This is a genomic window from Pseudoramibacter faecis (genome assembly GCF_036289405.1).
Lineage (GTDB): Bacteria > Bacillota > Clostridia > Eubacteriales > Eubacteriaceae > Pseudoramibacter > Pseudoramibacter faecis.
The window spans coordinates 1-22,965 of sequence record NZ_JAYFFI010000011.1 but is presented as its reverse complement, the minus strand read 5'-3'; the positions used below and the strand labels follow the sequence as shown (position 1 = coordinate 22,965).

Genomic DNA, 22,965 nt, shown 5'->3' with positions numbered 1-22,965 from the left:
ATGCTGTGCTAAAGTCCCCATCTATTTTATACGCCACCTTAACAGTTTGTAAACGAACCATTAATGGATTTCCAAAAAATCACACATTTTTTCCGAAATAATCGTTTCGACAACCGGGCAGTTTGCAGCAATCATCTCTTTTAAAAGAAGCACGACCTGGTGCTCTGTTCCATAATGACCGGCATCCACCACCCAAAGATGATTTTCATGTGCGCTCTGGGCCTCATGGTATTTGAGATCCCCGGTTACATAAACATCGGCATCCCGCACTTTGGCCAATCCCATAAATTCAGCACCAGCACCAGTGCAAAGAGCGATGCGTTTAATTATCTGGGGTGGTTTTCCGGCTGTGCGAACAAGCTTCAAGCCCAAAGCAGATTTTAGTCTTTCCAAAAAATCCTGCGGTGATAATGCCATTGGCAAATCGCCGATTTTTCCAAGGCCGTTGGCCGCTTTTGTCAGTGATTCATCCAAAGGATAAAGATCATAGGCCATGATCTCGTACGGATGAATCGCTTTGATCTTTTGAATCAAGGATTTTGCCATTTCATTATCAATAACCGTCTCAATACGATCTTCTGCTACGGTTTCCACTCGATTTTCACTGCCGATGAATGGTTTTGATTTCGAAAGGGGCTTAAAGGTTCCTTTGCCGACTGCACGGAATGAACAATGGCTGTATTTCCCGACATAGCCGGCGCCATTATCGCCCATTACTTGAAGAATGGCCTCCGTATGCGACTCCGGTACAAAAACCACTAATTTATACAATCGGTCCTTGGGGCTGCTGGAAAGTGGACACATTTCCTCTAAGCCCAACGCTTTAGCAATAAAATAATTGAGCCCATATTCGGCGGCATCCAAATTGGTATGCGCTGAATAAACGGATATTTTATGGGCGATCAATGCGTCAATAAGCTGACCCTTGCCATCATCTACACAAATAGACTTCACACCGTTAAACAAAAAAGGATGATGGGAAACGATCAAATCAATATCTTTTTCAATCGCCTCTTCCACAACAGCGGATGTCACATCCAAGGTGAGAAGAACTCGGCAAACCGGACGTGAATAAGACCCGACCTGAAGTCCCACATTATCCCATTTTTCTGCCAAGTATCGTGGCGCATTTCGCTCAATAGCTTTAAAAACATCACTGTTTCGGTATTGTTCTTTCTTAACGCTATCCACGAGCAACAACCTCCTTTAGCATATCAAGCATTCCTTGAGACTGGTGCCACTTGCGGCGGGCACCATCTGTATCAATAGCAGACACCTGAACCAAAATATGATTTTCTTTTTGAATCAAGTGATGCACAAATTCCTTAAAAGTTTTATTTTCCTCGCGAATATCGGCAAGGCCGATCCAATAATCGATAGGTGTTGAAATTTGCATTTTTCCCGGTTCTGCCGCCATAATCTGATAATAATGACTGTCTTCAAAAACCATTTTTTCAAGAACAAGACGGGCGCCGATGGCTTCAAGCGCTAAGCGCACAGCCTGAACATTATTCATAGGTTGCAAAATCAAATGAAAATGATGCTCTAATTTTATTTTGCCTTTCAGCAAAATATCGGCCATCAGCAAGCCGCCCATTCCTGCTATCACAACCGCATCGCATTCTCCTGGAGCAATAATATCCAAACCAGATCCCCACCGAGTTTCAATACCAGTTATTCCGCGGCGAATAATTTGCTCTTTTGCCTTTTGAAGTGAAGATATTGAAATATCTGAAGCAATGGCACGTTGCACTTGCCCGTTTTGAATCAGCGCAATCGGCACGTAACCGTGATCCGTTCCGATATCTAAAACGCATTCAGCCCTGCCGACAGCTTCAACAATACACTTCAGCCGTTCTGATAACATTTAGGTCAGGTAGTCCTTTAATTTTTTACTTCTACTGGGATGACGAAGTTTTCGCAGTGCTTTTGCTTCGATTTGCCGAATTCTTTCCCGCGTGACATCGAATTCTTTACCAACCTCTTCAAGTGTTCTTGCACGGCCATCATCCAAACCGAAACGCAGCCGCAACACTTTTTCTTCTCGGTCGGTTAACGTGCTCAAAACATCAATCAACTGTTCTTTTAATAGAGCATATGATGCCGCTTCTGACGGCGCCGGCGCTTCATCGTCTGGAATAAAATCACCCAAATGGCTATCCTCTTCTTCCCCGATCGGCGTTTCAAGCGAAACCGGATCTTGGGCAATTTTTTGAATTTCCCGCACTTTATCTTCCGAAAAACCCATTTCCTTGCCAATTTCAGCCGGAGTTGGTTCTCTTCCATATTCCTGCAGGAGTTGCCGAGAAACGCGAATCAATTTATTAATGGTTTCAACCATGTGCACCGGGATACGAATGGTTCTCGCCTGATCGGCAATAGCTCTTGTAATGGCCTGGCGGATCCACCAAGTCGCATAGGTAGAGAATTTAAAACCCTTGGTATAATCAAATTTTTCAACCGCCTTGATGAGACCCAGATTCCCTTCTTGAATCAAATCAAGAAATGACATTCCCCGCCCCACATAACGCTTAGCGATGGAGACTACCAAGCGCAAATTAGCTTCTGCCAATTCCTTTTTGGCATCTTCATCTCCGGCGGCCATCCGTTTGGCGATGGCCATTTCTTCGTCTGCTGTCAACAGGGAAACACGACCGATTTCTTTTAGATACAGCCGCACCGGATCATTCACATTGACATTTTCCGTCAGATCCTCTTTTTTGTTCGTCTTTTCGTCTTTTTCGATGGAACGTAATTCTGCGATACTTGCATCGTCCAAATCCGTCATATCCATATCCTTAAAGGTCAAACGAATATTTTGTTTTTGAAGATACAGATACACTGCATCAATCTCATCGGAGTCAAAATCCTTTTCTGATAGGGCATGCTCAATGTCTTCACTATTAAGAATCCCCTTTTGTTTGCCTCTTTTGATCAAGGATTGAATTTCGGGCAAATTCTGGATTTCCGGGGTGACTTCTTCTTCCGACAAAGACTGGATGGTATCCATTTGTTTTAGGACACCGTCTTTTGTCAGTGTGTTTTTTTTATCTGCCATCTTCCACCTCCTGCATGCTATCTTTTCGTTTTTTCAATTCCATTAATGCATTCAATGTTTGTGCAACTTCTGGATCGCTCGGATCCAATGTTTTAAGTTTCTTTTGCAGCGCACGCATCGCTGCGGCATCTTTGTATTGCTTAAGCACGCGAATGCTTTCTTTGGGATTTGCTTCGCCATTCGAGCTTTCCATGATGAGCGCGGTTAATGCTTGCTGCGCTTCTGGCTGATCAAGAGCGGCAATAACCGTGGCCCCTGTCATGGGTTTTCTTTCCTGATAACATTTTTTGATTTCGCAAAAAGCTTGTCGAAACATCGCATCAGAAAAATGTGATTCCGTTAAATCAAGCGCATTAAAAGGGATGGTTTGGTTTAAAAGGCCTATAATAATATTCTTTTCAGCCTGGAGCACAGCCTTGGGTGTTTTTTTCTTTTGTTCCGCTAAATATTTTTTAAAAGCCGGCATTATTTGTTCTTCTGAATATCCGATGCTTTTAGCTGCAGCATTATAAATCATTTTAGCAGAAATTCCTGTGCTCTGCGCGACCAATTTGGAAAAAAAGTTTTTTTCAATATCAGACTTCGCTCCCCGAATAATGGGAACCGCCTGGCTCACATAGGTTAAGCGATCATCGTTCGTTTTTAATGGATTATCCTTCTTCAGATAGGTCAGTTGATATTCGATGGCTGTTTGGGCTTCCCGCACCTGTTGTCTGAAAGCGTCAACGCCGTTTTTGCGAATATAAGAATCCGGGTCATCCTCGGCATTGAGCCGCACCACTTTGATTTTAAGCGGTGAATTTTTTAGAATTGCGATCGCTTTGTTCGTTGCATTTTCACCGGCCTGATCGCCGTCAAAGCACAAGACGATTTCGTCGACATAGCGGCTTAAAAGCTTGGCATGATGGGGTGTAAAGGCCGTTCCCAATGCCGCCACGGTATTTTTGACACTGCGCTGATACAGGGCAATGACATCCATATAGCCTTCTACCACCACTAACTGATTGTCGACAATGTTTTTCTTGGCCCGATTTAAATTAAAAAGTTCCGTCCCTTTAGAAAAAATCAGCGACTCGGAAGAATTCAAATATTTCGGACCATGTTCCTCTTTGGAAAGAATGCGACCCCCAAATCCGATGATCTTGTCTCTGGCGTTTTGAATGGGTATCATCAATCGATTGCGAAAGCGATCGTAAAACTGCCCGCGGTCATTTTTAATTTCCACGCCACTATCGATCATATCATCAATTTTGAATTGTTTTGCCGTCAGATACTGGCACGCTTCGCGCCACTGGTCCGCTGCGTATCCCAATCCGAAGGTTTTAATGGTCTGGGCATCAATCCCTCTTTCTTTAAGATATGCCAGCGCATCGGGTTGATGCTTGAGCAGTGTATAATAATGGTTAGCCAACACACGGTTCAGCTCATAGAGCGTTTCTTTTCTTTGATATTTCGCATCGTCTTCGGAAGTGCTTTTAGGCAAATGAATATTGGCCCGCTCTGCCAGGTATTGAAGTGCTTCCGGAAAGCTCATATTCTCTTTGTCCATTACAAAGGAAATGACATTGCCACCCACACCGCAGCCAAAGCAATGATACAGCTGTTTGTCTTGCGACACTGAAAATGACGGTGTTCGTTCATTGTGGAATGGACAGCATCCCATATATGAATGGCCTGATTTTTTCAGTTGAACATATTGGGAGACCACATCGATAATATCATTGGCTTCTATGACACGCTGAATAATCTCTTCCGAATATTTCGGCATTCAATCATCCCCTTTCACCCTCTATTTAAAAAATCCTTTTATTTTTTGCGATACATTTGGTCTATAAAATGGATATCGTGTTTGATACGCGCAATGAGTGCATCCACAGACTCAAACTTGATTTCATCCCGGATCTTTTTTAAAAAGGATACCTTCAGATGATGTCCGTAAATATTCTGATTAAAATCATAAATATAGGTTTCGATGCTGTATGGATGTTTATCAAATGTTGGATTATATCCCAAGTTGGTCAATCCGTCATACTGATTGCCGTCAAGCTCCACCTTTGTAAAATAAACACCGGTGCTTGGCATAATAACAGAAACATCCGACTGCAAATTAGCTGTTGGTACATCGAAGGTATGTCCAAGGCGTTTTCCAGTTACAATCTTTCCCTCGACTGTATAAGGTCGGCCTAGAAGCGGCGGCACATCCTCCACTTTTCCCGTGGCGATTAATTCACGGATGCGTGTTGAGCTTACTGTTTCTCCCCCAATGACACATGGCGGCATCACAGAAACCGTAAAGCCGTATTCACTACCAAAATCTACCAGATCCTTAGTCGTTCCGGCACCTTTATAGCCGAAAGTGTAATTAAAGCCGACCACCAAATGCCTAACATTGTATTTCAGCAATAAATAATCGCGAATAAAAGCTTCCGGCGATAGATTCATCAATTCTTCTGTGAATTGATTGATAAAGACTCGATCAATCCCCATGGCCTTCACTGCAGCCGTTTTTTGAGCATTGGTTGTAATCATTTTGGGCGCATAAGCCGGGAAGATCAATTTGAGCGGATGACTTTCAAAGGTCATCACACCGGACATCCAATGATTTGCTTCGGCAATGATCATTGTCTTTTCTAAAAGCTTTTGATGTCCCTTGTGAACGCCGTCAAAGAAACCTAAAGCTAATGCAATTTCCTGATTTATATATTTTTCTGTCATCATATTATTCTGGACTCATCATTTTCAGCGGACGCACGCAAGGTTCAGTCGGCTGGACTTTACCGTTTAATCTAAATTGGCCGATACCTTTAAATCTGCCTTGGCTGTCGTAAATACGCAGTAATTGGTCAGCTTCTAATCTTTCAAAACCGGTCATACTGTTCCAAGCGTAAAGTTCTGCGCCATTTCCAATAAAGCGATCGCCTCGTGCATTGCTTTGCACCGAATCATATTGATCTAAAAAGCGTTCAGCCGGCTGAAGCCCTTCGAAACGCTCTACCATCGACATTTTTTCAAGGTTACTCAAAGTATGCGCATTTTCAATACGCCACCGCCCAACCGCCGTGCGCCTCAAATCACCCATACAAGCATAGGTATTCATCCCCGTTCCCAGATCATGACACAAGCTGCGGATATAGGTTCCCGATGAACAGTGGACCAAAAGTTCGCAGCGCTGGGGCAATGCACCGATTCTTTGAATTTCTATTTGATAAATACGGATCGGTCTCTCCGGCAGCTTAATCATTCGGCCGGCTCGCGCATAATCGTAATATTTTTTCCCGTCTTTTTTTAAAGCCGAATAGATCGGCGGTTTTTGCATTAAATCGCCCTTAAATTGCTGCAGCCTATGACGCAATGTTGCAATAGAAAAATCTGGTGTGCATACTCGGAGCACTTTCCCTGTCGCATCATAAGTATCTGTTTCCAGACCAAAAATCACTTCGGCCCGATAGGTTTTATCCGTATCTGTAAAATATTGAATAAATTTGGTAGCCTGCCCAAAACACACCACCATCACGCCAGACGCATTAGGATCCAACGTGCCGGTATGTCCGATTTTTTTGAACTGGTAAAGTCGACGCAAGCGATTGATGAGATCATGAGAGGTCATTCCCTTGGGCTTATCCACAATCAATACGCCGTTTGGCTGTTTCACTGGTTTATTCGTCATCTGTCAATGCTACCGGCGACCAAATCAATCAATGCGTTTTGGATTTCCATCAAATTACCGGCAAATGTCAATCCGGCCGCTCGTTTATGACCGCCGCCGCCATAACGCTTGGCGATAACCGAAACATCAATATCAAACGGCGAACGCGATCTGAGCGAAACGCGGTATTGCCCCGGCGTGACCTCTTTAATGGTTGCTGCCACCATGATCCCTAAGATATTCATGCCGATATTGGCAATATCATCTGTGATATTAATATCACCGCCATATTTTTGAATCGTTGCATAATCGAGCAATACCCATCCAATCCGGCCATTGTCCAAGACTTTCAGCACCGAAGCCGCCGCCCCGTACATTTTCATTTGATCGTAGGATTTTTCACAATGCAACCGTTTCGATAGAACGGCGAAGTCATTCTGATAAGCGTAAAGCTGCGCTACAATTTCATGGGTCTCAGCGGTCACATTTGAAAATTGAAACGAGCCTGTATCCGTCGAGATACCGGCGAAAATAGCGTCTGCAATTTCCGCGTCTGGCTCAATATCCATCTGCATCAGCAGCCGGAAGATCAATTCAGCTGTCGCCGAAGTGGTTTCCACATGATTGAGAACGCCATAACCCTCATTGCTCTGATGATGGTCGATGACGATACTGCAGTCATGAAGGGGCAATTCCTCTGGTTTAAAAGCAAAGGACAAAGTCGAACAATCCACAAAAACCAGTGCGTCATAGCGATCAGCCATGTTGCGATTAAAGCGGTTGATTTCTGGCAACCCGACAAGCTTTTGCTCCACTGGCGTCTGCACATAATAATCGACTTTTTTATGACATTTCTTCAGCCCCAGCCCCAAAGCAATGGCGGAACCAATAGCGTCGCCATCCGGTTTTTGATGGGCCATGATCAAAAAACGATCATGAGTTTTCAGATAATCTGCAATTTCCTGTGAGATAGGTCTGATCATGCCTTTTCACTTTCCTGCTGATGCAGTTCGTTTAAAATGGCATCAATATGCATGCCGTAAGCAACCGATTCATCCCGTTTAAAGTGCAGTTCCGGAATCATGTGTGTTTTCATGATTTTTCCGAGGCTGCTGCGCAAGAATCCCTTCGCCTTTTCTAAAGCCTCCATAACACCTTGCGCATCCTCTTCCGATCCAAACACACTGATGTACACTGTGGCCACTTTTAAATCAGGTGTTGCCTTGACGTCAGTAATACTTAAAGTATTGTTATGCAGGCGTTTGTCTTTCGTTTTCTGTCGAATGATTAAACTCAGTTCTCTTTGAATCTGAGCGTCAATTCTTTCTTTTCTATGAGAAGCCATCTTGATTAGCCCTTTCTATTTTTAGTTTTCAGTCCCCATGAGGGTAAAACTCTAAAGTTCGCGCTTAACAGCTTCATTGACAAAAGTTTCGATCACATCGCCTTCTTTAATATCGTTGTAGTTTTCAATCCCGATACCGCATTCGTAACCTTGGTTGACTTCTTTCACATCGTCTTTAAATCGACGCAGCGAAGCGATCTTTCCTTCAAAAACAACAATGCCGTCTCGTGCGACACGCACTTCATCAGAGCGGCTGATCTTCCCGTCCGTGACATAGGCACCGGCAATAATGATGCCTCCCGGAATTCTGAAGGTAGAGCGCACTTCCGCATCTCCGGTTACCTTTTCCAGAAACTCCGGATCGAGCAGCCCTTCCATGGCTTTTTTCACATCGTCAATCGCATCGTAAATAACACGATAGAGATGAATATCGATTTTTTCATTTTCGGCGGCCGCCAATGCGTTTTTATCCGGGCGCACATTAAATCCAATAATAATCGCGTCGGAAGTGGTCGCCAGCAATACGTCTGATTCATTGACCGCGCCAACAGCACCATGAATGACATTGACTTTAACTTCGTCATTGCTTAATTTTTGAAGCGATTGCGACAATGCTTCAACTGATCCCTGGACATCCGCTTTTACAATCAGATTGATATCTTTAACATCGCCTTCCTGAATTCGAGAGAACAGATCATCCAACGAAACTTTAGCTTTTGCCTGACGGTTGTTCTTTTCCTGTTCGAGGCGTTGTTCCGCCATTTGTCTCGCTTCTTTGTCCGACGGCATAACGATAAAGTCATCGCCGGCCTCCGGCGTTCCGGAAAGGCCTGAAATTTCAACGGGTCGCGACGGACCCGCCTTCTTGATTCGGCGCCCTTTATCATCAACCATGGTTCGCACGCGGCCATAGGTCGTCCCGGAGAGAATCGCATCACCGAGATGAAGCGTCCCCTGCTGAACCAAAATAGAAGCGGTTGAGCCTTTGCCTTTTTTTACCCGCGCTTCAATCACACAACCGCGTGCCGGCCGATCGGGATCTGCTTTCAATTCTTCCATTTCGGCAACTAACAAAATGTTCTCTAACAATTCGTCGATATTCTCGCCTTTTTTGGCCGAAACCGGAACCGCAATCACATCGCCGCCCCATTCTTCAATAATCACACCTTGATCGACCAATTCCTGCTTGACGCGTTCGGAATTGGCGCCTTCTTTGTCGATTTTATTAATTGCAACAATGATCGGCACTTTTGCCGCCTTGGCATGATTGATGGCTTCTATCGTCTGCGGCATCACGCCATCATCCGCAGCCACAACCAAAACAGCAATATCTGTCATTTGCGCGCCGCGTGAGCGCATGGCCGTAAACGCGGCGTGGCCCGGGGTGTCAATAAAAGTGATCGACTTCCCTTGAATCTTAACCGTGTACGCCCCAATGTGCTGGGTAATGCCGCCAGCTTCACCCGCTGTTACATGTGATTTCCGAATACGGTCAAGCAGCGACGTTTTGCCGTGATCAACGTGCCCCATAACCGTGACAACTGGCGGGCGGATTTCTTCATTACCCGTTTCCTCTTCGTCATATTCCTCGAGCATTTTTTCAAAGACATCTTCGACTTTAACAACTTCAACTTCATACCCCAGTTCATCACAAACCAATTGAGCTGTATCAAAATCGATCCTTTGATTGATCGTGGCCATGGTTCCGGCGAGCATCAAAATTTTAATAATTTCGGTCGCTGCGACATCTAGTGTTTCAGCCAGTTCACTAACCGTAATATTTTCCGGAATAGCATAGACTTTATTTTTTGCCTGTTCTGTTTTCTTTTCGTCTTTTTTCTTTTTGTAGACCGCGTGAGAGGTTTTTCCCTTTTTGCTGTGGTCTTTCACCTTAAGAACTGGCTCATTGCGGCGGTTGACGCGATCCTTTTTATTTTTCTTTTTGCGGCTTTTTTTATTTTCGTTATTTTGTTTTGGCGACGCCTCCGCACTATTTTTCTTTTTTGATCCCGACGCATGCTCTTGAGCCCCTGATTGTTTTGGATTAATCGATTTCTGCTTTACATCAGCTGTTTTTTTCTTTTCAGCACGCTTTTTATCCGTGCCCTGAGCTTTTTCAGAATGATCTACATGCGATTGCTTTGTCTTTTGTTTCGGAACTTGTTTTGTTTTTTGTGATGCTGTCTTGGTTTCTTCTTTTGCAGCGGGGGGGGTCTTAGAAGGCGCTTTTTTCTTTTTAGCCGGCGTCTGTTCTTCAGTGCGCCGGTCCTTCTCGGGATTAAATTGATTTTTAAAATTTTTAACTTGTTGATCTGTCAGTGCGCTCATATGATTTTTAACTGGGATTTCAAATCGGTTTAAGATCTGGACAAATTCTCTGCTTGGAATATCATACTGACTTGCTAATTGATATACTCTCAATTTTGCCATATAATTTCCTCCTTTTATATTTACATGGGCTGTATTTCCTTATGCAATGCAGCCATCAGTTGGTCAAACGCTTCGCTACCGATCGGCTGTTTTAAAGCCGATTGAAGGGTTTCTTTTTTTAATTTATCAACACATTGCAAGCTCCGACAGATATAGGCTCCCCGACCGTTCTTCTTCCCTGTCAGATCATATGTCAACCCTTCAGTTTCGCTATATACGATTCGAATCAAATCTTTCTTGGGTTGTTTTTCTTTACATGCAATGCATGTTCGCATCGGTATTTTTTTCATCATTTCAATCGTTCAGAAGCGTCTCTGCTTCAATAGGATCATCTGCCAAAACATCGGTCTCTGTATCCGAATCGGCATCCAGCAATCCAGCGCCGGCATCATCACTGAGCACTTCATCCATTTCTTGCAGGATATCATCCACCAATTTCTCGGTTTCTTTTTCCTGGGAAAATTCTTCTCTCAAATTCGGATTTTCATCCAGCATCACCTGAAAATCACTGGCACTTTTAATATCAATCTTCCAGCCGGTCAATCGAACCGCCAAGCGAACATTCTGTCCTTCTTTACCAATCGCCAACGAAAATTGAAAATCGTCAACCACAGCATACGCCTGTTTATCGCGAGGATTAGCCAAAACCTCAATAACGTTGGCCGGACTCAAAGCATTGGCAATAAATTCATGAATATCTTCGTTATAGCGAATGACGTCAATTTTTTCACCGCCCAATTCATCAATGATATTTTGGATGCGCGTGCCACGGTATCCCACGCAGGATCCAACCGGATCAACCGTGCTGTCATTCGATTTAACCGCAATTTTTGAACGTGAACCCGCTTCTCGAGCAATGCTTTCAACATCGACCACGCCATCGTAAATTTCCGGCACCTCCTCTTCGAGAAGCCGTTTAAGCAATCCGGAATGTGTTCTGGACACCATAATTTCCGGTCCTTTGCTCGTTTCCTTGACCGAAGTAATGTAAACACGAATGCGCTGTCCTGCTTTATAATGCTCGGTCGGAATCTGCTCGGAAAGCGGCATAAACCCCGTCGCATCGCCGATATCCACATAGACCATCCGGCGATCCACATGATCAATTTTTCCTGTTACAACTTCATCTTGGCGTTCAATAAATGTATCGTAAATATTTTTACGTTCCTGCTCCTTGATCTTTTGATAAATCATTTGTTTGGCATTTTGGGCTGCAATGCGGCCAAAATGCCTCGGTGCAATTTTTTTCTCAATCATTTGACCGATTTCCGCCGTTTCATCGATCGTCAAGGCCTCTGTCAATGTCTTTTCTTTATCGGGATCCATCACCTCATCGACAACCAGCCAAGTAGTGTAAACCTGAATCTCACCAGAAGATCGGTCGAACCTCACCTCAACATTTTGTTCAGACCCATAATTCTTGCGATAAGCCTGTTCAATCGAGCTTTCGATTGCCTCTATCAATTCTTCTTTATTAATGCCCTTTTCTTTTTCCAAAACGTCCAGGGCCGCTAAAAATTCTGCATTCATTTTCTACTCCTAAAATTCAAAATGAAGAGATGCTTTTGCAATTGATTTAAACGGGATCGTTAACGGCTCAGCGTCACCCTCTTGAACCACAATTTTTTCATCATCAACGAAGCGCAAAACAGCGCATAATTGTTTTTTCCCATCAATGGCCTCAAAAAATTTTAAATCAATCATTTCACCGATAACTGCCCGATAATGTTTCAATCTCGTCAGTTTACGTTCTAATCCCGGCGAAGACACCTGAAGGGTATATGTTTCAGCGATCGGATCCGCTGCGTCCAAAAATGCACCGATTTCTCGGCTGACTTTTTCACAGTCTTCCAAGCTGACCCCTCCTTCCCGATCAATGTAGACCGTTAAAATGCGTTTTTTTCCGGCCTTTTCAAAATCCACTTCGTAAAGTTCATAGCCCAAAGCCGTCACTTGTGGCTTGAGCAACTCATAAATCGCGTCTTTCCTTGCCATTTTTCTCCTCTGAGAATATTGCATCATTCTCATAAAAACATAAGAGCGGGTCACCCCACTCTTGAACCAGATCTATTTGGTTTTATCCGTTATACCGCCAGGATTTCTTCTTCTTTGGCTTTCAGAACCGCATCAATCTCTTTGATTTTTTTGTCGGTTAATTTCTGAACAGATTTTTGACCATCGTGCATTTCGTCTTCGCTGATATCACCGTCTTTTTGCGCCGTTTTGAGTTTTTGATCTGACTTGCGACGGATGTTGCGCATGGCGATCTTGCATTCTTCTCCATATTTTTTGGTGAGTTTGACCAATTCTTTTCGGCGTTCTTCAGTCAATTGCGGCACCGCTAAACGAATAATCTTGCCATCGTTGGATGGATTAAATCCCAGATCTGCTGTAAGAATGGCCTTTTCAATCGCCGGCAGCGCTGTCGTGTCATAAGGCTGAACCGTGATCAGTCGTGCTTCCGGTGCTGCAACCGTGGCCAGCTGATTAATCGCTGTTGGTGCCCCATAATAGTCGACGGTCACTTTGTCGAGAATATGCGCATTGGCTCGTCCCGCACGCAAAGTGTTCAAACTGCCACTCAAATTTTCTAATGCCTTATTCATTTTTTCTTCGGCATGCTGCATCATTTCATTAACCATCTTAGTTTCCCCCCTCAATTAATGTGCCAATCCGTTCGCCATTAACTGCACGCAAAATATTATCCGGATTATCCAAACCGAAAACCAAAATTGGAATATCATTATCCATGCAAAGCGTGATAGCTGTCGAATCCATTACTTTAAGTCCTTTGTTAATCACATCCAGATAACTCAGGTGATCAAATTTCTGAGCATTTGGATTGATCTCCGGATCGGAATTATAAACAGCATCTACATTTTTCGCCAACAAGATGATATCGGCATCAATTTCTGCTGCTCTAAGCGCCGCCGTCGTATCTGTGGTGAAAAATGGATTCCCAGTCCCCGCTGCAAAAATAACAACGCGCTTCTTCTCAAGGTGACGCATGGCCTTACGCTTGATATAGGGTTCCGCAATTTCCTTCATCTCGATGGCTGTCTGAACGCGGACCGGAACGTCCATTTGTTCTAATGCATCCTGCAACGCCAAAGCATTTAGCACGGTTGATAACATTCCCATATAATCGGCTGTCGATTTATCCATACCAAATCCCTGACGACCGCGCCAAAAATTGCCGCCGCCAACAACAACAGAGATTTCCACATCATGGACATAGACATCTTTTACGGATTCACTGATTTGCTGAACGGTTGTCGGATCAATCCCAAACCCCTGCTCACCGGCCAAGGCTTCACCAGAGAGTTTGATCATAACCCTTTTATACTTTGCGTCCAAAAGAACCTCCCAAATTTAAAATGGTGTTTGTCTCCAGATAAAATCGGAAAAGTGGACAAGACTTTATCTGAAAAAAAAGAACACAAAATGTGCCCTTTCCGAAAATTTTCGTGTTTTATTGCGCGCCAAAACCACACAATGATTATTTTTATTATACACGATATTCAAAAAAAGTAAAGAAGAAACTCGTTAACTTGAAGGATTTCGGATCATATCAATTCGATCAACGCGATAATGCCTGCTTCCTCGCAAAACCACGTCTCCTACTTTTACATTAACCAGTTGGGCCAAAAATGGATCTTGACGCACCGCGTCAATCACAATTTTGCAATTGAAACGAGCGTTATGATCACTTGAAATCACAACGGTCTTTCCATAGTTCATCCCTGATGGAATTTGATAATGTTTCTTTGGCTGCTGGTCTTCCTGCATGGCATTCTCCTTCGCAAATGTATCGTTTCTGAATAATTCACTTTAACATCTTCAGTGCGCTTTTACAAGCCGTTTATGCTTAACTTCTTAATAAAAACGCGCCCTTTTATCCTGACCCTTGCTTATTAAACGCGGCTTGACAAAAAAAAACGCAAACGATAGACTAAATGGCATTAAATCACCGATCACAGGAGGATCACATGTCAGAAAAGGATCAAGTCCTTGCCACTGTTGAAGGCAAAGAAATCACGCAGAGCCAGCTGGATTTGCTCGTTGAACAAGCTCCGCAGGATCAGCAAATGCAATTTCGTACTCACGAAGGCCGTCGCCAATTGCTCAACGAGATGATTGCGCAGGAACTTTTTTATTTAAAAGGCAAAGCTGAAAAAATTGAAGAAACGGAAGAATATCAAAAAGAATTTGCGGAAATGACTGAAAAATTTTTAAAATCATACATGATTTCGCATTTTATGTCTTCTGTAAAAGTTGAAGAAGACGAGCTTCGTCAGTATTACGATGAAAACCAGGACAAATTTATCGCGCCGGATTCCGTTCGTTGCAATCACATTTTAGTTCCAGCCAAACAACAGGCCATCGATATCATTGAAGAAATCAATACTGGCGGAAAAACCTTTGAACAGGCGGCAAAAGCTTATTCTGCCGACTCTGCCAATAAAGACCGCGGTGGTGATCTCGGCTACTTCCACAAAGGACAAATGGTTGCCGAATTTGAAATGGCTGCCTTTTCGCTGAACCCCGGAGAGATGACCAGTGCCCCCGTCCAAACGCAGTTCGGCTGGCACATCATTCAATGCACCGATCGCAAAACAAACGAAACCGTTCCCTTTGAAGCCGCCCGCGACAGTCTCTATCGTTTCCTTCTGGGGCAAAAACAAAATCGCCGTTACGTCGCAGAGGCGGAGAATCTAAAAACACAATATCACGTCGATATCAAATTGGGCTTATAAAAATCATTATAAAGGAGATCTTGAGCGTTTTTCAGGATCTCTTTTTTATTTTTTGCACTTGTGTCTCTTGGGCATTGTCTTATGACCAAAAATGACCGACCGCTTGTCGCAGTACTTCTGCATTTTGGACCCAATAAATCTTTTCATCTGCAACTGGCAGCAAACTTTGATAAGCCTTTTCGGAAAAACGAGAATCAATTAAAAGCGCCATGCCGCGATCTCTTTCCGCCCGGATCACCCGCCCCATGGCCTGAATTACTTTGTTCATCCCCGGATATCGATAGGCATAATCAAATCCGGACTGCAATCGTTCATCAAAATGCTGTTTGAGCAGATTATTTTCCGGGCAAACCATAGGCAGCCCCACGCCGACAATCACCGCGCCGATCAGTTGATCGCCAATGAGATCAATCCCTTCGCTAAAAAATCCGCCAAGCACGCAAAATCCAACCAAAGTTTTCTTATTTTTTTCGTGAAACCGCGATAAGAAAACTTCCCGTTTATCAACTGTCATTGTCGGATCCTGCACTAGAAGTTCAAACGAGTTATCTTCGCCTAAACGATTAACAATCAATGCCAAATAGGCATACGATGGGAAAAAGACCAAGTAATTGCCGCTTCTGCCGGACACAAATATTTTGATCAGCTGGGCGACTGCCTCTGCACTCGCTTCCCGATCGCGATATTTGGTCGAAATATGATTAGCCACGACAACGCCAAAACGGTCGGCATCAAAGGGTGAAGGCAGCTGGATCGTTGCCGTCTCCCGGCCGCTGCCCAAAAAATATGCGTAATAATCCCTGGGCACCAATGTCGCCGAAAAATAAATCACCGTCCGAAGCATGGCCGCTTTTTCGCCAATATGCCCGGAAGGATCCAGACACCTTTGCGTGACGATCAGATTTTTTCTTTTCTTTTCACAGGTGACGACACTTTCCGCACCTGCTATTTCCGCCATATCAAGATATCTTCTGACGTTAAAGTACCAATCCATAACCAAGTCGTCCACAGTATTCCCGTGTTCCCGCGCCGCTTTTGTATAGGCTTCACAGGCAAAGCAAGCATATTGCAGGCTTTCATTCAAAGGTGCAATTCGGGAAGATGACACCACTTCAAAATCTGATTCCTGATTTTGAAGCAAGGCTAAAAACGCATTGTTAAGTCTTGTCAATGCTTTTCGAAAAGACGAATCCTGTTTGGAAATGGTCTTGCGCACTGCCAGAGCGTCTGCTTTATGAATAGCTGCAGAAAACATTCCGCGGGCTCTGTCCGGCAAGTTATGGGCTTCATCAATCAAGGCGATCGTTTGTCTAAAATCATTTTCCGGACCGGATAAACGCTCCAAAGCGATATGCGGATCAAAGAGATAGTTATAATCGCCGATGATCATATCGCACCAATCCGCCAAATCAAGGGACAGCTCAAAAGGACATAATGCATGATCTCTTGCCAGCGTTTCGATTTGAGAGCGATCAAAATGGTCATGCCGGTGCAATGCTTCGTAAACCACGGTGCCCGCCCGATCATAATAATGCGCCGCGTAGGGACACGCATCCGGATTACATTCGCGTTTCTCCAAAAAACAAACGGCATCCTTCGCCGTTAGCGTCACCGATTTGAAAACGGCCCCCTGCTGCTGAAGCAAATACGCCGCTTTTTCTGCCGCGAGGGCATTTGTCGTTTTAGCCGTCGCATAAAAAATACGATCGCCCCTTTCCCGACCAATAGCGGCCAGCGCGCCGTATAAAACGGCTAAGGTCTTGCCAATACCCGTCGGTGCCTGACAAAGCAGTGCGCGTTTTTGCAATGCTGAGCGATAAACGGCAATGGCCATTTCCCGCTGGCCGCTCCGCCACCGGGCAAAAGGAAAGGTCAAATGCGAAAGACTGCGGTTTCTTGCAATCACATTCTCCGTACGTAGCCGCACCCACTTCATAAAATCCGCCAAAAGTGCCTTGGTGAAAGTTTCAAGTTCTCCCCGCGTAAAATCTTGGCGAAAGGTGCGGATGGTCCCGGAGGGTACCTGATAATACGTCAATTGAGTTCCGATCGATTCAAGATCTTCTTCCTCGGCAACCATCCAGCCATAGAGCTTAACCTGAGCCCAAAAGTCCGGGTCATCGGCTTCCGTTAAAGCCATCACATCCTTCGAGACGGTCTTAATTTCATCGATAAGAACGACTCCTGCCTCGCGGATAATCCCGTCCGCACGGCCTTGCAAATCAAAACAACAGGATTCAAAGCAGACACATCTGCGCAAGGTGACCTCCGGCTCGTAATGGTCTCCCGCCATCTTCTGAAGACGGCGGTGTATCGCTGCCCCTTCTTGGGCTCGATCAAAACCGCCGAAGCGATTGTCGATACTGCCGCTTCGAAGAACAAACGCCACCAGATCTTTCACCGACAGATGAATCGTGCGCGCGTCTTCTTGAAACGAATCCGCCGGTCGTATCATTTCCTGATTTTGGATGGTCATTGCGCTTTCGGATCATAGGGATCGGGCAACCGCATCCAAGCCGTAATCTCCGCAATGCACCTGCCGTCATCCGTTAAAATTTTGCCATCGTTAAAAAGCACATTATTCATATCCTCGCTGGTAGAATGGGTTAAAAAAATTGATTGACCGCCCTGTTTAAATGCGGGAATAAACGTCGCCAATGCAATTTCGCGCTTTTCTTCGCTGGCTGCCCCGCCAATGGTCTGTGCCATGGGATAATGCGTGACGCTGACCAAACAATTAATTTGACGCTCCGGCAGTTCTGATGCCATCGGGATCCATTGCATCTTTTCGATCATAATCGCCTCCTTTTGTGTTGATTATAACACAAATGTATTAAAAGGCTGTATTAATGATTGTCGACGCCGACTTCCGGATTCTTTTCCCCAAAATTTTCTTTTAATTTCATCACGATCTCAGCGCGATCAATCCCCTTGGCTTCTTCCGATTTTATGAACTTATAAGCCTGAAACAACGCCGAAGGACCGATTTCTGATGAAAAATAGCCAATACCTTGGTTCCAGGCAAGCAATTCAAACACATCATCCAACGCGCGGACATCCAAACCATGGGCGTAGGCCTTCACCAATTCCCGGCCGGCCTGGCGCATTCTGCCCGCCCCCACGGCATTCGCCAGCGATAAAAGCAAGCGCACTTCATAGGGGAGATAACGCTTTTCGTCGTTCCAGGTTAAATCCCAAAAATCAACGGCAACTTGACCGAGTTTTTCGTCAATCATCGGATAGTTGAGCAGTGCCAGCGGCGCATAGGGTGCCGGTACATCATCTTCCGAAATGGCTTCGCGATAAAAATAGGTTTTAAAGCAATTGGATTCCGACGTTTCAACCCAATAATCAAACCCCATCTTTTTCAGCGCCAGGCAAAGCGGATGCGGCTCAAAAGTCTGCAGCACAATCAAGCCTTCGCCAACGGCGAGATCGGCCGCTTTCCTGCGAATTCCCGGAAAAAAATTCCCTGTTTTGTGACGGACATCAATCACTTGAAAGGTCTCGGCCTGACGCAACCAATCCTTTTGATCCCTTAAAGATTTCATTTCTTTTACTCCAATCTTTTTGTTAATTATCTTTTATTATATGCCGATTGTTCACAAAAGAATGTTGTTTGTCCAACACACTACAAAATAATTATTTTTGTTTTCATATGCAAGACCGCACAAAAAAGAGGCCCGTGTCAGACCCTTAAATAAAAAAGCGATTAAAATACTAAAAAACCAATTGAAGCAACAACATATAACAAATGGTGCCGCCGGCAATGGATAAAAGCATCTGCTTTTGCCATCGATGCAGCCCGATGACCACAAAAATGGCAATGAATACCGGCAAGCCGTGGGACCCTCCCAAATATATTCACCTCCTTCAAACAATACATCACCAATAAACCAAATACCGCGGCTGGCAGCACTTTTCCAAGATATTGGATATATTGGGGGGCGGCTTTCCGGATGGAAAAACCACAAAAGGCAAAAATCGGGTCATTAAGGTGCCGAGCACCACCATACCAATGGTGATGCATTACTGGGCCAATGTCATCTTCATTAGTTCAGTTTCAGCATTTGTCGGCATGGACGACTCAAATTTCAAAAATACTTCCCTTACTTATAAAAGCAGAAAAATAAAAAGGCCGGCCAGTACGCCTCCCAGATAACCGGCCGCAACATCCGTCGGATAGTGCACGCCGCCGATCACTCGAATCGTCGCATCCAAAAGCGCAAGGCTCAGCATCACAATTCCCATCGCGATATGATAATGGAGCCAGGCCATCGCGATAACCGATGCCGAAAAAATATGACGGCTGGGCATGCCGCGCCCCTTAGTTGTTTTATGAATCAGCGGATCCAGCACATAAGTTTCGTAAGGGCGCGGACGATTGATCTTCGCCCTGGCAAAAGAAAGCAACACAAACGTCGCCGCCGGTATTGCCAAACTGATTGGAAGGTCTTCGCGCCGAAAGCACCACAAAAGCGCGCACAACAGGCCATAGGCCCCAAAAACGAACCATTTCAGCCCTTCGTTGAGCACATTCAGACCTCGCATGCGAGCGGGCTTTTCCCGAAACCAAGCCGTCAAATGCTGATAAAAAACAGGATATGGCGTGCGCATGAATCACCTCAAAAGCCGATCCATGATCTCCCGATGGGATTCCACCACATCGTTTGCCAGAGAAGCATCCGCCATGCCTTCCGCTGCCGAAGTAAAAAGCCAGCAGTCCATGCCGGCATTTCTCGCCGCCTGAAGGCCGTTGGTCGCGTCATCAATCACCAAGCACGTCTCCGGCATTACTCCCATATTTTGAGCAGACTGCAGCATGATGGCGGGATGCGGTTTGCCATCGACCACGTCTTCCGACGTCAAAAAACCGTCGATCCAATTGGAAACGCCTAAAAGCGCCACGACTTTTTCGACGACTTTTCGCGCCGATCCTGAGGCGATGGTCAAACGGTATCCTGCTTTGTAAAGCGACTCAAAGCAATGCCGAACATCCGGAAAAAGCGCCGGTCTCCGAACGGGATCCTCCAAATAAGTGAGATAAAACGCGGTTTCTGTTTCCGCCTGAGCCACAGGATCAATCGCCAAATCATACCAAGCCTTTAAATCGCGCCACCAATTTTCACAGCCCCGGCCCATGCTTTTCTTAATCATTTCCGGTGTCGGAGCGATCCCCAGCGATTGATACATCTCGTTCTCAATGGTTTTATACAAGGGTTCAGAATCGATTAACACACCGTCCATATCAAAAATAATTCCCCGGTATTGCTCATGCATCGGCTTCTCCTTCATGCTCTTTGTTCAGAATCAAAGCAAGAACGGCCTGCGTCGTATCGGCAAAGACCTTCGCCCCGCAAGCTTTTAAAAAGGCTTTATCACGAAAGCCCCACGTCACCAAAATATGATCCATTCTCGCATTTTGCGCTGTTGCCAAATCCACATCCGAATCGCCGATATAAACCGCATCTGTCCGGTCCGCTCCCAACGCGTCAAGAGCGGCATCCACCGAATCCGGAGCCGGCTTGCGGCGAATGCCGGCCGCCTCGTTTTCGCCAATGGCAATGTCGAACAATCCGTTAAAATATTGAAGGGCCAATTTTTTCACCGCGGCGTCCGGCTTATTGGAGACCACGGCGGTTTTAACACCGTTTGACCGCAAATCCCGAAGCAGCGCTTCAATGCCTGGGTAAGCTTTCGTCTTGATATCCGCATGCATCTGATAATACGGGCCAAACCATTTAAACGCCGCTTCAATATCGGCTTCTGATGTATCCGGCGGCACTGCCTGTTCAATCAATTTCCGGGTGCCATTGCCCACAAGTTGCCGCACTTCGTCCAAGCGTCGCTCCGAGTAGCCGAAATGCGCCAGTGTCGCATTGGTCGCGTCGGCCAGATCGTCCAAGGTGTTGAGAATCGTTCCGTCCATATCAAAAACTGCCACTTTATATTTCATTTCGAACTCCTTGAGTCATCTCACTTCTCTTTTTTATCTCTTCAAAAAGAACGGCTTTATTATACCATCTTCCAATGGGATTGAAAACTGTGGAAATTTTATCGCACCAAAAAAGACATTCCATTGGAATGTCTCTTTTTTATTAATTTCCCGTATAACGCAACGCATAGGAATATGAACCGCTCGACTTCCACGATTTGCCGACGTTCGACTCCTTACCCGTGGAGTCTCCCGACCTGCCATCATAATCCCGATGAAATTCTGCCGTTTGGCCATTTCCCAAATACAAGGCCGCATGCGAAGAACATACTAAAATATCGCCTCTGCCCGCGGAAGACGAAGCAATCTTTTTCCAACCATACCTGCAAAGCACATCCATATTGCCTGTAAAATTTGCTGACCCGGTTTGTAATCCTGCCATCCGCAATGAGTAGATGATTGAAGACGAACAGTCAAAATCCGGACCCCAGCGATTACTCTGAGAGTAACCGTGAGAGTTGTCATTACAAAGCGCGATCATGATGCTGATAAATTTCTGCAACTTGGGACTGTTCGAAGATGCAATATTGGAAATGTCCGTGCCGGGGGTAAAGGTTCCTGCGCTGCTGGCCGCCGAATTCAACTCTGAAACTTGCTTCGCCAACTTTGATTGCTGGGACACTTTGATTTTGGCCAGTGCCGTCTTTTGCGCTTCCAGTTTCTTGGCGTTGGCTTCGATCGCTTTGATCGATGCTTCCAGTTCTTCCTTGGCTTTTCTTTGCTCAGTCAGCACCCTTTTCTTATTCACCTGCACATAACGCATGCTCTGCATATTAGAAAGAGCCTGAATCGGCGTCTTGGCCGAAAATAAGCAAACCAAAAGGGAATCCCCGCCCGATTCGTATTCATTGCGCATCAAAGCCGCCAATTGTTTTTTGCTTTTTTCATATTCGGCCTGCCTTTGCGGCAACAGTGCCTTATTAATGGTCAGTTCCTGGTTAGCCTTGTCAATCTCCTTTTGAATATCTGTCAGTTGCTTTTCCGTGGCCGACAATGCCTGTCGTGATTTTATAATGTCTTCTTGCTGTGGGGCCGCCAATGCCGGCGTCGCCGGGAGCAACAGGGACAACGCCAGAACCCCGGCCGCTATCTTTTTAAAAGATGGCAACAAAGCTTCCCTCCTTTTTCTCAAAATGATAGAATATATTTTACATAATTTTTACACTTTTATCAAATTTTCCCGCTTTTTTCCCTTTTGATTTCAAAATCACTAAAGGAATAATGCCTCTTTGTTTTCTTTAAAAACGCTTAGACTGGTGACATTTTGTGCCGGTGAGATTAACAGGCTCTCACATTTTGTCAGCTTGAATTCACAATCCTATAAAAACGAAAACTCCTAATGAGAATTAATTCGCAGGCAAACGACCGCATTCGGACGCCAGTGAGCCCTACTTATTTAAGGCGTATCCCTTTCTTCATTCATAAACATGCCATCGGCAAAACCTGCGAGCCCGTCTTCCGGGAATCCCCCGATATCTAAACCGAAGTGAATAAAATTGCGTTGCCCGCTTTCGACTCCAAAATGTCGTGAAAAAAATCGTCAACAATATTTTGAAGAACACATGCAAAACACCATCTATTAATTTTTCAAACACAAAAGACCCAAGCGTTAATCTGATATGTACCCAAAATCCTGGACACATCATTGGAACCTAGGTTAGCAATAAATGGATGTTCTCCTGTATTTTACAGGAGGCATCCATTTTGTTTTGCTCTGGATCCGTTCGTTATTGT

General features: G+C 45.0%; 23 protein-coding genes and 1 pseudogene. 1 reads left to right on the top strand and 23 read right to left on the bottom strand.

The features are described 5' to 3' along the window. Positions 1 to 60 precede the first annotated feature (60 nt). The 15 genes from V3C63_RS08050 to V3C63_RS07980 form a co-directional block, all read right to left on the bottom strand. Positions 61 to 1,191, bottom strand: a complete 1,131-nt coding sequence (locus tag V3C63_RS08050; RefSeq protein ID WP_329887284.1) for a Nif3-like dinuclear metal center hexameric protein — start codon at positions 1,189 to 1,191, stop codon at positions 61 to 63. Further along, positions 1,184 to 1,867: a tRNA (adenine(22)-N(1))-methyltransferase gene (locus tag V3C63_RS08045; RefSeq protein WP_329887283.1), complete on the bottom strand. Its 684-nt coding sequence runs from the start codon at positions 1,865 to 1,867 to the stop codon at positions 1,184 to 1,186. The genes V3C63_RS08050 and V3C63_RS08045 overlap by 8 nt, the downstream gene beginning before the upstream one ends. Then, positions 1,868 to 3,058, bottom strand: a complete 1,191-nt coding sequence (gene rpoD / locus V3C63_RS08040; protein ID WP_329887282.1) for an RNA polymerase sigma factor RpoD — start codon at positions 3,056 to 3,058, stop codon at positions 1,868 to 1,870. Further along, positions 3,048 to 4,826 (bottom strand): DNA primase, encoded by a 1,779-nt coding sequence (gene dnaG, locus V3C63_RS08035; RefSeq protein WP_329887281.1) that lies wholly within the window; start codon positions 4,824 to 4,826, stop codon positions 3,048 to 3,050. The genes rpoD and dnaG overlap by 11 nt, the downstream gene beginning before the upstream one ends. A gap of 38 nt (positions 4,827 to 4,864) precedes the next feature. Next, positions 4,865 to 5,776 carry a bifunctional riboflavin kinase/FAD synthetase gene (locus V3C63_RS08030; RefSeq protein WP_329887280.1) on the bottom strand — a complete coding sequence of 304 codons (912 nt, stop codon included), beginning with the start codon at positions 5,774 to 5,776 and terminating at the stop codon, positions 4,865 to 4,867. Between the two features lies 1 nt (position 5,777). Further along, entirely contained in the window at positions 5,778 to 6,725 is a 948-nt protein-coding gene (gene truB / locus V3C63_RS08025) for a tRNA pseudouridine(55) synthase TruB (protein ID WP_329887279.1), read from the bottom strand. After that, on the bottom strand, positions 6,722 to 7,687 hold the full coding sequence (locus tag V3C63_RS08020; protein ID WP_329887278.1) for a DHH family phosphoesterase: 966 nt from the start codon (positions 7,685 to 7,687) through the stop codon (positions 6,722 to 6,724). Before V3C63_RS08020 ends, truB begins: the two co-directional genes overlap by 4 nt. After that, positions 7,684 to 8,049, bottom strand: coding sequence for a 30S ribosome-binding factor RbfA (gene rbfA, locus V3C63_RS08015; RefSeq protein ID WP_329887277.1), 366 nt, complete (start codon positions 8,047 to 8,049; stop codon positions 7,684 to 7,686). Before rbfA ends, V3C63_RS08020 begins: the two co-directional genes overlap by 4 nt. Before the next feature lie 51 nt (positions 8,050 to 8,100). After that, a complete protein-coding gene (gene infB, locus V3C63_RS08010) occupies positions 8,101 to 10,479 on the bottom strand; it encodes a translation initiation factor IF-2 (protein WP_329887276.1) in 2,379 nt (792 codons plus the stop codon). 20 nt (positions 10,480 to 10,499) lie between these two features. Then, positions 10,500 to 10,772: an RNase P modulator RnpM gene (gene rnpM, locus V3C63_RS08005; RefSeq protein ID WP_329887275.1), complete on the bottom strand. Its 273-nt coding sequence runs from the start codon at positions 10,770 to 10,772 to the stop codon at positions 10,500 to 10,502. A 1-nt stretch (position 10,773) separates the two neighbouring features. Then, positions 10,774 to 12,009: a transcription termination factor NusA gene (gene nusA, locus V3C63_RS08000; protein ID WP_329887274.1), complete on the bottom strand. Its 1,236-nt coding sequence runs from the start codon at positions 12,007 to 12,009 to the stop codon at positions 10,774 to 10,776. A 9-nt stretch (positions 12,010 to 12,018) separates the two neighbouring features. Beyond that, positions 12,019 to 12,474, bottom strand: a complete 456-nt coding sequence (locus V3C63_RS07995) for a ribosome maturation factor RimP (protein WP_329887273.1) — start codon at positions 12,472 to 12,474, stop codon at positions 12,019 to 12,021. Between the two features lie 89 nt (positions 12,475 to 12,563). After that, positions 12,564 to 13,121: a ribosome recycling factor gene (gene frr / locus V3C63_RS07990; RefSeq protein ID WP_329887272.1), complete on the bottom strand. Its 558-nt coding sequence runs from the start codon at positions 13,119 to 13,121 to the stop codon at positions 12,564 to 12,566. A 1-nt stretch (position 13,122) separates the two neighbouring features. Beyond that, positions 13,123 to 13,836 (bottom strand): UMP kinase, encoded by a 714-nt coding sequence (pyrH, locus tag V3C63_RS07985; RefSeq protein ID WP_483434128.1) that lies wholly within the window; start codon positions 13,834 to 13,836, stop codon positions 13,123 to 13,125. Between the two features lie 189 nt (positions 13,837 to 14,025). Then, positions 14,026 to 14,268 (bottom strand): hypothetical protein, encoded by a 243-nt coding sequence (locus V3C63_RS07980; protein WP_329887271.1) that lies wholly within the window; start codon positions 14,266 to 14,268, stop codon positions 14,026 to 14,028. Between the two features lie 200 nt (positions 14,269 to 14,468). Between V3C63_RS07980 and V3C63_RS07975 the strand changes: the two genes are divergently transcribed. After that, positions 14,469 to 15,236: a peptidylprolyl isomerase gene (locus V3C63_RS07975; RefSeq protein WP_329887270.1), complete on the top strand. Its 768-nt coding sequence runs from the start codon at positions 14,469 to 14,471 to the stop codon at positions 15,234 to 15,236. A gap of 79 nt (positions 15,237 to 15,315) precedes the next feature. Here the strand turns inward: V3C63_RS07975 and V3C63_RS07970 are convergent, their stop codons facing one another. The 8 genes and pseudogenes from V3C63_RS07970 to V3C63_RS07935 form a co-directional block, all read right to left on the bottom strand. After that, complete coding sequence (locus V3C63_RS07970; protein WP_329887269.1) at positions 15,316 to 17,712, bottom strand: ATP-dependent DNA helicase; 2,397 nt, start codon at positions 17,710 to 17,712, stop codon at positions 15,316 to 15,318. Continuing rightward, complete coding sequence (locus V3C63_RS07965) at positions 17,709 to 18,032, bottom strand: hypothetical protein (protein ID WP_329887268.1); 324 nt, start codon at positions 18,030 to 18,032, stop codon at positions 17,709 to 17,711. Before V3C63_RS07965 ends, V3C63_RS07970 begins: the two co-directional genes overlap by 4 nt. A 50-nt stretch (positions 18,033 to 18,082) precedes the next feature. Next, a complete protein-coding gene (locus V3C63_RS07960) occupies positions 18,083 to 18,787 on the bottom strand; it encodes a hypothetical protein (RefSeq protein WP_329887267.1) in 705 nt (234 codons plus the stop codon). A 169-nt stretch (positions 18,788 to 18,956) separates the two neighbouring features. Beyond that, a pseudogene (locus V3C63_RS07955) lies at positions 18,957 to 19,250 on the bottom strand (branched-chain amino acid transporter permease). Between the two features lie 99 nt (positions 19,251 to 19,349). Next, on the bottom strand, positions 19,350 to 19,787 hold the full coding sequence (locus V3C63_RS07950; protein ID WP_329887266.1) for a phosphatase PAP2 family protein: 438 nt from the start codon (positions 19,785 to 19,787) through the stop codon (positions 19,350 to 19,352). Positions 19,788 to 19,856: 69 nt separating this feature from the next. Further along, complete coding sequence (locus V3C63_RS07945; RefSeq protein ID WP_329887265.1) at positions 19,857 to 20,516, bottom strand: HAD family hydrolase; 660 nt, start codon at positions 20,514 to 20,516, stop codon at positions 19,857 to 19,859. Then, positions 20,509 to 21,192 carry an HAD family hydrolase gene (locus V3C63_RS07940; protein ID WP_329887264.1) on the bottom strand — a complete coding sequence of 228 codons (684 nt, stop codon included), beginning with the start codon at positions 21,190 to 21,192 and terminating at the stop codon, positions 20,509 to 20,511. Before V3C63_RS07940 ends, V3C63_RS07945 begins: the two co-directional genes overlap by 8 nt. A 142-nt stretch (positions 21,193 to 21,334) precedes the next feature. Then, positions 21,335 to 22,270, bottom strand: a complete 936-nt coding sequence (locus tag V3C63_RS07935; protein WP_329887263.1) for a peptidoglycan amidohydrolase family protein — start codon at positions 22,268 to 22,270, stop codon at positions 21,335 to 21,337. Positions 22,271 to 22,965 lie beyond the last annotated feature (695 nt).

Excerpts from the sequence above, each read along its gene's own strand:
- V3C63_RS07970 (WP_329887269.1), bottom strand. The coding sequence starts at position 17,712 with ATGACCATCCAAAATCAGGAAATGATACGACCGGCGGATTCGTTTCAA.
- V3C63_RS08020 (WP_329887278.1), bottom strand. The coding sequence starts at position 7,687 with ATGATCAGACCTATCTCACAGGAAATTGCAGATTATCTGAAAACTCAT.
- V3C63_RS07995 (WP_329887273.1), bottom strand. The coding sequence starts at position 12,474 with ATGGCAAGGAAAGACGCGATTTATGAGTTGCTCAAGCCACAAGTGACG.
- V3C63_RS07940 (WP_329887264.1), bottom strand. The coding sequence starts at position 21,192 with ATGAAATATAAAGTGGCAGTTTTTGATATGGACGGAACGATTCTCAAC.
- nusA (WP_329887274.1), bottom strand. The coding sequence starts at position 12,009 with ATGAATGCAGAATTTTTAGCGGCCCTGGACGTTTTGGAAAAAGAAAAG.
- rbfA (WP_329887277.1), bottom strand. The coding sequence starts at position 8,049 with ATGGCTTCTCATAGAAAAGAAAGAATTGACGCTCAGATTCAAAGAGAA.
- rnpM (WP_329887275.1), bottom strand. The coding sequence starts at position 10,772 with ATGATGAAAAAAATACCGATGCGAACATGCATTGCATGTAAAGAAAAA.
- V3C63_RS07980 (WP_329887271.1), bottom strand. The coding sequence starts at position 14,268 with ATGCAGGAAGACCAGCAGCCAAAGAAACATTATCAAATTCCATCAGGG.
- V3C63_RS07965 (WP_329887268.1), bottom strand. The coding sequence starts at position 18,032 with ATGATCGAAAAGATGCAATGGATCCCGATGGCATCAGAACTGCCGGAG.
- rpoD (WP_329887282.1), bottom strand. The coding sequence starts at position 3,058 with ATGGCAGATAAAAAAAACACACTGACAAAAGACGGTGTCCTAAAACAA.
- dnaG (WP_329887281.1), bottom strand. The coding sequence starts at position 4,826 with ATGCCGAAATATTCGGAAGAGATTATTCAGCGTGTCATAGAAGCCAAT.
- infB (WP_329887276.1), bottom strand. The coding sequence starts at position 10,479 with ATGGCAAAATTGAGAGTATATCAATTAGCAAGTCAGTATGATATTCCA.
- truB (WP_329887279.1), bottom strand. The coding sequence starts at position 6,725 with ATGACGAATAAACCAGTGAAACAGCCAAACGGCGTATTGATTGTGGAT.
- V3C63_RS08030 (WP_329887280.1), bottom strand. The coding sequence starts at position 5,776 with ATGATGACAGAAAAATATATAAATCAGGAAATTGCATTAGCTTTAGGT.
- frr (WP_329887272.1), bottom strand. The coding sequence starts at position 13,121 with ATGGTTAATGAAATGATGCAGCATGCCGAAGAAAAAATGAATAAGGCA.
- V3C63_RS07960 (WP_329887267.1), bottom strand. The coding sequence starts at position 18,787 with ATGAAATCTTTAAGGGATCAAAAGGATTGGTTGCGTCAGGCCGAGACC.
- V3C63_RS07950 (WP_329887266.1), bottom strand. The coding sequence starts at position 19,787 with ATGCGAGGTCTGAATGTGCTCAACGAAGGGCTGAAATGGTTCGTTTTT.
- V3C63_RS07975 (WP_329887270.1), top strand. The coding sequence starts at position 14,469 with ATGTCAGAAAAGGATCAAGTCCTTGCCACTGTTGAAGGCAAAGAAATC.
- V3C63_RS08045 (WP_329887283.1), bottom strand. The coding sequence starts at position 1,867 with ATGTTATCAGAACGGCTGAAGTGTATTGTTGAAGCTGTCGGCAGGGCT.
- V3C63_RS07945 (WP_329887265.1), bottom strand. The coding sequence starts at position 20,516 with ATGCATGAGCAATACCGGGGAATTATTTTTGATATGGACGGTGTGTTA.